Consider the following 7,636-nt stretch of genomic DNA (forward strand, 5'->3'; position numbering starts at 1 on the left):
CTTTAATTTATACATTACCCAATGCAGACACAGCATCAGGTGAAGTTTGGTTAGCAGAAGTATGGTGTGGTGATGGAACATCAAACACATCAAAAGAAAATTCAACAGAAAGAACAATAACCACAACCCAACAACAAGATAGTAGTAGTGGATCAGAAAAAAAAGATTTAATTTTTAATTTGGATAAAGAAATAAATTGTATTTCAAATGAAAGTGCAAATATAACAATTACTGCAAAGAGAGGAAAAATTAAATTAGAGGATATGCTCGTTAAAATAGAAAAAGAAGGTTCTTTTGTGGATTCCAGTAGAACAAATATAGATGGAAAAACTTTTTTCATATTATCAAATGGAGAATATGATATAATTAGTAGAGGAAAAGATTATGTAGATTATAGTAGTGATCTTATAATTAATTGTGATATAGAAATTGATCAAGAAGAGGAGATAGAAGAGGAAATGAATGAAGATATTATTGAAGAAGAGCAATTAATAGATTGTGAAACTGATGAACAGTGTATGGATGATGAACGATGTATTAACTATACGTGTGTAAATATATTAATTGGAAATTGTGGATATATTAAAGAACACCAATGGGAGAGTTATGATTGTTGTGATGATTATGACTGTTCAACAGATTTAATATGTTTTAATCACAATTGCATTAAACCACAAAGTAAAGAAGAAGTAGAAAGAAAAAATAAAAAAAATGCTGTAATTTTAATAAATAATTTAAAGGAAGCAATAGAACTGGCAAAAGAACAAGGCAAAAACACAACTAAAGCTGAATTTATTTTTATCCAAATTAATGCTCAGTTTGAAGCAGGCAATTATGATCTTCTTGAAGTTCTATACGAACAAGCAGAGTATATAATTAATACTGCTCCACAATCCACAATAGAAACTGTTGATGATGAAATGCTTCCAAAAGCGTCTGCAATAAATATATTATTTATATTAGTATGTTTTGGTTTGGTGGCGCTTGGTTCAATTATTTTTTATATTACATATTTAAAACCAAAAAAGTAAATTAACAGCTGTTGTCTTTGAAAAAAAATAAAATAAAAAAAGTAGAATACAAACATGTTAAGCGCGATGACATATATCAACAGCGCGCAGATAAATTAGTAAATGACGCATTAGGGAAAAAATAAATTTATAATAAACTTAATTTAAATTTAATATAATTGTTTTTTGATTTTCTCCTTTTTTCACACTTACTGAATTTTTTCCAGGATCAATAAATTCTTTTGGAAAATTATTTTGATTAAAACCAATTAAATATTCTCCTTCTGGAACTTGAAATATAACTTTTCCTTCAGTATTAGTTATTAAATATCCAGCGGTTGGAGGACCATTTGGTTCTTGACTAATCCATAAATCAATTTCTACATTAGATATCGGATTGTTATTTGGATCTAAAAGAGTTACTTCTAAAGTTTCATCTCCTTCAACAAATTTTGGCTGTTCTTGGTTTGTACATCCAAATATTAAAAATACACTAAATAAAAAGATAGTAAAAATCAATTTAGATAAATTTTTTATTTCCATAATAAAAAATAAAGAAAGGAAGATATATAATTGTTTTTAATATTCTTCACACATTCTCTGATAATAACTTTTATCATGCCCGCAGGATGGGCATTTTTCTGGTGGCTCTGCGCCTTCGTGCCAATATCCGCATTTTCTACAAAACCATTTTATAGGTGCATCTTTTTTGAATACTGTATTGTCTTCAATTACTTGAATTAATTTTCTAAATCTGTCTCTATGATGTTGTTCTGATTTTGCAATAGCGCGTAGTCTTGCTGCAACATCATTTAATCCTTCTTCTTCGGCTGTTTGTGCAAATGAAGGATATAATTGTTCAAATTCATGATTCTCTCCATCTGCAGCAGATTTTAAATTATCTAATGTGGTTCCCCATATTTGTGGAGAATCAGTTTCAACAATCATTGGTTTTGCAATTTCTTCGTCAGTTAGTTTTAAATCCTTTTTAATTTGTTTAATCATTTTCCATATCCATTCTGCGTGTTCTACTTCATTTTCAGCTGTTATTTCAAATATTTCTGAAATTTGTTGATATCCTTCTTTTCTTGCAGTAGAAGAATACATTGTATATCTATTTCTTGCCTGACTTTCTCCTATGAAAGCCTTTGTTAAATTTTCTAAAGTTTTTTTCATATCCTCACCTCATTTATTCAAATTTATTTGATTTTTATTATAAATTAAAATACATAAAAAGATATATAAAAATTAGACAGGAAACTATTATATTTATTCCCCTATCTACTAAACTCCTCTAAAAAGTCAATGATGCTATCAATTAAAAGCAATGGCAATATCAATTAAAACAAATGTTGTTTATTAAATAAATTTTATATTTAAGATTTTTTATATATAATATTTTTAAATGTTTCTATTTAAATAAGATATTATGATTTTTTGTTTTTCAAGTGCTTCAAAGATACCAAGAATGTATATATTGTGGTTAATCTCAAGAAAAGAAGATTATTGTTATAATATTGCAAAGAAAATAACAAAGAATAAAAAAAATCATGCTTTGATAAATACTAATCTGGTCAAAGTACATTTAGTTTTAAAATACCTTGAGCATAAAGGATTGGTAAATTCTAAAAATGTGCTTGGAGAAAATAATAAGAAAAGAGTTATTTATTCAATAACTAGAAATGGAAAAAAAGAACTTTCTGAATTTAAAAAATTAATACAGAAAGAAAATAGAGAGTATATTAGATATCTATCTAAATAAACTCCATCAAAACAAAATCAGTAAAAGCAAAAACGGAGGTTGTGTAAAATGAAAAAAATATTTTTATTAGTTAGTATGTTTTTATTTATTGGCATAATTAATGCAGATTTTTCAGTAGTTAATTATGAAGTTCTCCCAAGTTCTCCATCCCCGGGAGTTCGTGGAACAGTTTCATTGACTGTTGCAAATACTGGCTTGTATAAAGTGGAATCTACACGTATTTCTTCTACTGGTGGTGTTGCTTTAGGTGGAGGCAGAACAATGTATATTGGTGATATGCAACCGGGAACTTCAACAATAACCTCAATCCCATTTGAAATAAGTGAAAACCTTAGTGCAGGGGTTTATACTCTTAATTTGCAGATTTCCGGAAGATATGAAGATCCAACTCAGAATTATGATGAAAAAACAACTACAACTACTTTGGATATCCCAATAGTTGTTTCTTCAAATCAGATTTTTAATCTGGATTATACTGAAACCCGGATAGAAGATAAAGAGCCATTTAAATTAAAATTTATTATAAATAATTTTGGTGATCCTGTTAATGATGCATATTTAACCATTGATTCCCCTAATTTTTTAAATACTGGTTCTTCCCCTGAGTATATTGGAGATATTTATGATTCAAAAGAAGTTGTTTTGGATATGGTTTTGGATTCAAATACTTTATCTGGTAGAGATACGATAAATATAATTTTAGATTATTCAAATGAAATGGGATTAAAAGAACAGGCAGTACTGCCATTAAATATTTATGTACAGAAATCTCCTGAATTTGCAATCGGTTCAATCTCATCCTCTCCACTAAAACTGATTTCAGATACTTCTGAAGCACAGTTAACAGTAGAATTAGAAAATATTGGCGAAGCAGATGCGAAGTCAGTTAATACTGAATTGGTTTTACCAACAGGATTTACTGAAAGTTATTCTTATTCTGCTAAGGATAATTTAGGAAGTGTTTCTGCGGGTCAGAGCAAAATTGCAGTATATTATATCGATATAGACAAAGGCATTATGGGGGGAGAATATCCTGCTGTTATGAAAATAAAATATAAAGAAGAAGATTCAAATGAGTATTTTGAATACGAATTACCAGTAGATATCCAAGTTGTTGATATTCCTTTATTTGAAATTGAAGCAGTAAATATATCTTCAGACAATGTTGCTCCTGGAGATGAAATCTCAATTAAATTGAAAGTAAAGAATATTGGAAATAAACAGGCGGATTCAGTTTCAATAAGAGCATTTTCTGAACAATCCCAGCCTTTTGAGTTTATGGAAAATTCTGATTTCATAGGTAAGCTAAAGTCAGGGGAAGAAGGCGAAGCGATTTTGGAATTATCCATTGATTCAGATGCAGTTCCAAAGGATTACATAATTGATTTTGAAATTCGTTCAGTAACAGATGATAATGTTTTTCTTTCAGATGAAACACTAACGTTAACTGTTTCAGAGTCAGGTTTCAATTCAGAGGTTTTTGTTTATCTCATTGCAATAATTGTTTTATTGGCAGTTGGGGTTTTTGCAGGGATTTATTTTGAGAAAAGAAAATCCAAGAATCATAACAAAAAATAAGATGTCTAAAAATCAATGACTAAATCAAATGTGTAGAGGGAGATTAAAATATTTGAAGATGCATTAACTGGACTTGCAGTTTTCCAAAAGAAACATTCAAAACTATTACTGGTAGTTCTTATTCTTTTCACTTTGTTTATGCTTGCAGGAGTTTCTAAATTGAAAGTCCAAACAGACATGACAAAGGAAATGCCCCAGCAACTGGAAGTTTATCAGGTTTCAAATCTGGTTACTGCGAAATTAGGAGGGCAGGACACAGTGCTTATAGCAGTTACTCTTGATGAAAGTTCAAATGAGAAAAATGCAGTTATAGATATCCGTGACCCGAGAGTTATAAATTACTTAATTGAATTGGAAAATTCGCTTAAAGAGGAAAGCATAATAAGTGAGATAACTTCTGCAGGTTCGTACTTTGAATATCTGCCTCATTCCACGCTGGATGAAGTCAAGAGAGTATTGGATTCTTATCCTCAATTAACTTCTTTTTTCAGTTCAGATTATAAGACAACAGTATTTTACTTGAAATCTGATTTGGGAGGGGGAGAAAACAAAATAAATGAGTTAGAGAATACAATACGGGAAAAACTTGCATCTTCATCTGAGCCTGTTGGAATCAAAACATCTATAACAGGAAATCCTTCTATTCGTTCAGTTATTTTTGAAATATTAATTCAAGATTCAATATTGACACTTTCAATAGCTATATTTTTGATATTTCTACTTTTGGTTATTATACTTAAATCAGTATCAAAAACCCTGACTGTTTTGGCCCCGTTGATTATTGGATTAACATGGACTTTGGGAACCTTAAGTTGGTTGGATATCCCATTATCTATTGCTACTGTTGGAATTAGTGCTATGATTCTTGGTTTGGGTGTTGAATATGGAATCTTTATGCTCTCAAGATATACTGAAGAGCGAGATAAAGGGGCAACCCAATTACATTCTCTTAAAGAAACTGTTCCAAATATTGGATCTGCTTTACTTGGGTCAGGAGGAACTACAATAGTTGGTTTTATTGCCTTGACTTTATCAGTTGTTCCTATGCTTCAAAAACTTGGTTTCAGTCTTGCTTTGGGAATTTTTTATACTTTGGCTTCAACAATTGTTTTAATGCCTGTTATTATTGTTTTAGGGGAAAAAGCGAAATATAAACTTGAACTTTTATATGCGAAGAAAATCCTACATAAAAGAAAAATACGAAAAGAGATGAGAGAAAAATGGAAAAAAATCTAAAAAGAACTTTTATACATAAGTATTCATTATTCGTTTCTTCTAAATACTGGCTTGTTTTTTCTCTTGTTATGTTATTGTCTTTTTTTGCTTTGATCGCTATGATGGGACTTGAAACGAAATCCATGGAATATTCAGATATGATACCAGACGATCTTGAGGTTTTTCAGACTATGGAATTAATTTCGTCTGGATTTGGAGGAACTTCCTCAGTGATTATAGCATTACAAATTGAACCTGAATATATTGAAGATGAAATAGTAGATATCAGAGATTATAGAGTAATTCAGCAGATAGATTTACTATCTGAAATAATGTCGGGTGCAGATAATGTTCTTGATGTTAGTTCTCCTGCTTCTTATCTTAAAACATTAAATGGGGGCGAGCTTCCAAAAACCGATTATAAGATCAAAAAATTAATTTCAGAGAATCCGGAGATTTTTGAAAGTTATATAAGTTCTGATTATTCCCTTGCAGTTATTAATATACGTGTTTCAGATTCCTTTGACCCTAATCAGATGATTGATGATTTTAATATGGCGCTTTTGGAGATTCCAAATATGAGAGGTTTAAAAATAACTTTAACTGGAGATACAATTGCGTCTGCGATAGTTCAAGAGGAAATTACTCCAGATATTACCAAAACATCTATTGTTTCATTTATAGGAATTATTTTGATTTCATTTTTACTTTTCCGTTCAATTAAATTTGGTCTTACCCCGCTTGGGACAATTTTGATTGGGATTGTATGGACTATGGGATTTGTGTCTGTTTTTGGAATGAGTTTAAGTTCAATGACTTCTGGAGCTATTTCAATGATAATGGGCATAGGTATTGATTTTGGAATCCAGATCTCTTCAAGATATAAATACGAGAAAAAGAATTCTGTTTCTGTTGAAAATGCAATGGAAAAAACGCTTAATGCGACATTGATTCCTATTTTCATAACAACTCTTGCCGCAATAATTGGTTTTCAGGCAATGAGTCTTGGACAGTTAAAAATATTGGGCGAACTTGGAACTATAATGAGCTATGGAGTTGTAATGTGTTCATTAGCAGCAATAACCTTTGTGCCTTCAATGATTATAATTTTTGAAAAACATAGTTTAAAAAATTATATAAAATCCTATTTTAAGTGAATGTAACTTAAATAATTAACCTTTATGATTATTTAAAAGAGAGAACTAATTTTAAAAATCAAACGATAATTCAATAATTTAAACGATAGTTTTAAAAATCAAACGATTAATATATAAGTATGGAATTAACAAAAACCGAATGGAAAATAATTGAATTATTTGCTGAAAACTCAACTAAAAGTTATTTTGTAAAAGAAATTTCTCGTTTATTAAATATCTCTTCTGGTTCATCAAGTAAATTATGTTTCAAACTGTCAAAAGAAAATATTTTAATAAAAAAACAAAGAGGGAATATTATATTTTATTCTTTAAATCAGGATCTGTTTTATGTAAAAGAACTAAAAAAATTAATATTTTTATCTAAATTAAAAAATTATAAAAAAATATTACAAAATAATGAATATCAATCCGTAGTTTTATATGGTTCATACGCAAACGGAGAATATATAGAAAAAAGCGATATTGATTTGTTGATAATAACAAATATAGATGAAAAAAAGGTAAGAAAAAATTTAGAATCGTTATATAAACTCAACAAAGAGATTTCAATTCTTGTTTTTCCTTTTTCAAAATGGTTGGAATTAAAAAAGAAAAACGAACCAATTTATAAAGAGATTATTGCAAATAATATATTATTGTATGGGGAAAAATTGGTGATTTAATGTCTATTGAAATACTTTTTGAAGAAGGACTTTTGAAAAAATGTATTCCTTCAAAAGAAAAAGCAGAAAAATCTATAGAGATTGCAGAAAAATATTTAGATAAAGCAAAAAAAGTTTTTGATCATCGAATGGATGATGTTGCAATTTTATTAGCATATTCATCTGCATTTCATGCATCTAGAGCAATTTTATTTAAAGAAGGAGTATCAGAAAGAAGTCATTATGCAGTTTGTGAATATTTAAAATACAAAC

General features: G+C 29.1%; 10 protein-coding genes. 7 read left to right on the top strand and 3 right to left on the bottom strand.

Going from position 1 to position 7,636, the window contains the following annotated elements:
- The coding region (locus WC356_06950) for a hypothetical protein (GenBank protein MFA5382881.1) at nt 1-1,031 on the top strand (1,031 nt) is incomplete at its 5' end.
- Between the two features lie 138 nt (nt 1,032-1,169).
- Here WC356_06950 and WC356_06955 read toward each other — a convergent pair.
- Nucleotides 1,170-1,553 (bottom strand): hypothetical protein, encoded by a 384-nt coding sequence (locus WC356_06955; GenBank protein ID MFA5382882.1) that lies wholly within the window; start codon nt 1,551-1,553, stop codon nt 1,170-1,172.
- Nucleotides 1,554-1,589: 36 nt separating this feature from the next.
- Complete coding sequence (locus tag WC356_06960; GenBank protein ID MFA5382883.1) at nt 1,590-2,186, bottom strand: rubrerythrin family protein; 597 nt, start codon at nt 2,184-2,186, stop codon at nt 1,590-1,592.
- 253 nt (nt 2,187-2,439) lie between these two features.
- Here WC356_06960 and WC356_06965 point away from each other — a divergent pair, with 253 nt between their 5' ends.
- The gene (locus tag WC356_06965) at nt 2,440-2,772 is read left to right on the top strand and encodes a PadR family transcriptional regulator (protein ID MFA5382884.1); all 333 of its coding nucleotides are present in this window, start codon (nt 2,440-2,442) and stop codon (nt 2,770-2,772) included.
- 48 nt (nt 2,773-2,820) lie between these two features.
- Entirely contained in the window at nt 2,821-4,350 is a 1,530-nt protein-coding gene (locus WC356_06970) for a hypothetical protein (GenBank protein MFA5382885.1), read from the top strand.
- Nucleotides 4,351-4,355: 5 nt separating this feature from the next.
- On the opposite strand, the gene WC356_06975 is transcribed toward WC356_06970, so the two are convergent.
- A complete protein-coding gene (locus WC356_06975) occupies nt 4,356-4,529 on the bottom strand; it encodes a hypothetical protein (GenBank protein ID MFA5382886.1) in 174 nt (57 codons plus the stop codon).
- On the opposite strand from WC356_06975, the gene WC356_06980 reads away from it, so the two are divergent.
- The 4 genes from WC356_06980 to WC356_06995 form a co-directional block, all read left to right on the top strand.
- On the top strand, nt 4,510-5,586 hold the full coding sequence (locus WC356_06980) for an efflux RND transporter permease subunit (protein MFA5382887.1): 1,077 nt from the start codon (nt 4,510-4,512) through the stop codon (nt 5,584-5,586). The genes WC356_06975 and WC356_06980 overlap by 20 nt on opposite strands.
- Nucleotides 5,571-6,722, top strand: a complete 1,152-nt coding sequence (locus WC356_06985; protein MFA5382888.1) for an MMPL family transporter — start codon at nt 5,571-5,573, stop codon at nt 6,720-6,722. The genes WC356_06980 and WC356_06985 overlap by 16 nt, the downstream gene beginning before the upstream one ends.
- Before the next feature lie 119 nt (nt 6,723-6,841).
- Complete coding sequence (locus tag WC356_06990) at nt 6,842-7,384, top strand: nucleotidyltransferase domain-containing protein (protein ID MFA5382889.1); 543 nt, start codon at nt 6,842-6,844, stop codon at nt 7,382-7,384.
- A partial coding sequence (locus WC356_06995) for a HEPN domain-containing protein (protein MFA5382890.1) occupies nt 7,384-7,636 on the top strand: 253 nt, incomplete at its 3' end. The genes WC356_06990 and WC356_06995, both read left to right, overlap by 1 nt.

The sequence above is a fragment of the Candidatus Micrarchaeia archaeon genome, from assembly GCA_041653315.1.
Classification (GTDB): domain Archaea; phylum Micrarchaeota; class Micrarchaeia; order Anstonellales; family JAHKLY01; genus JAHKLY01.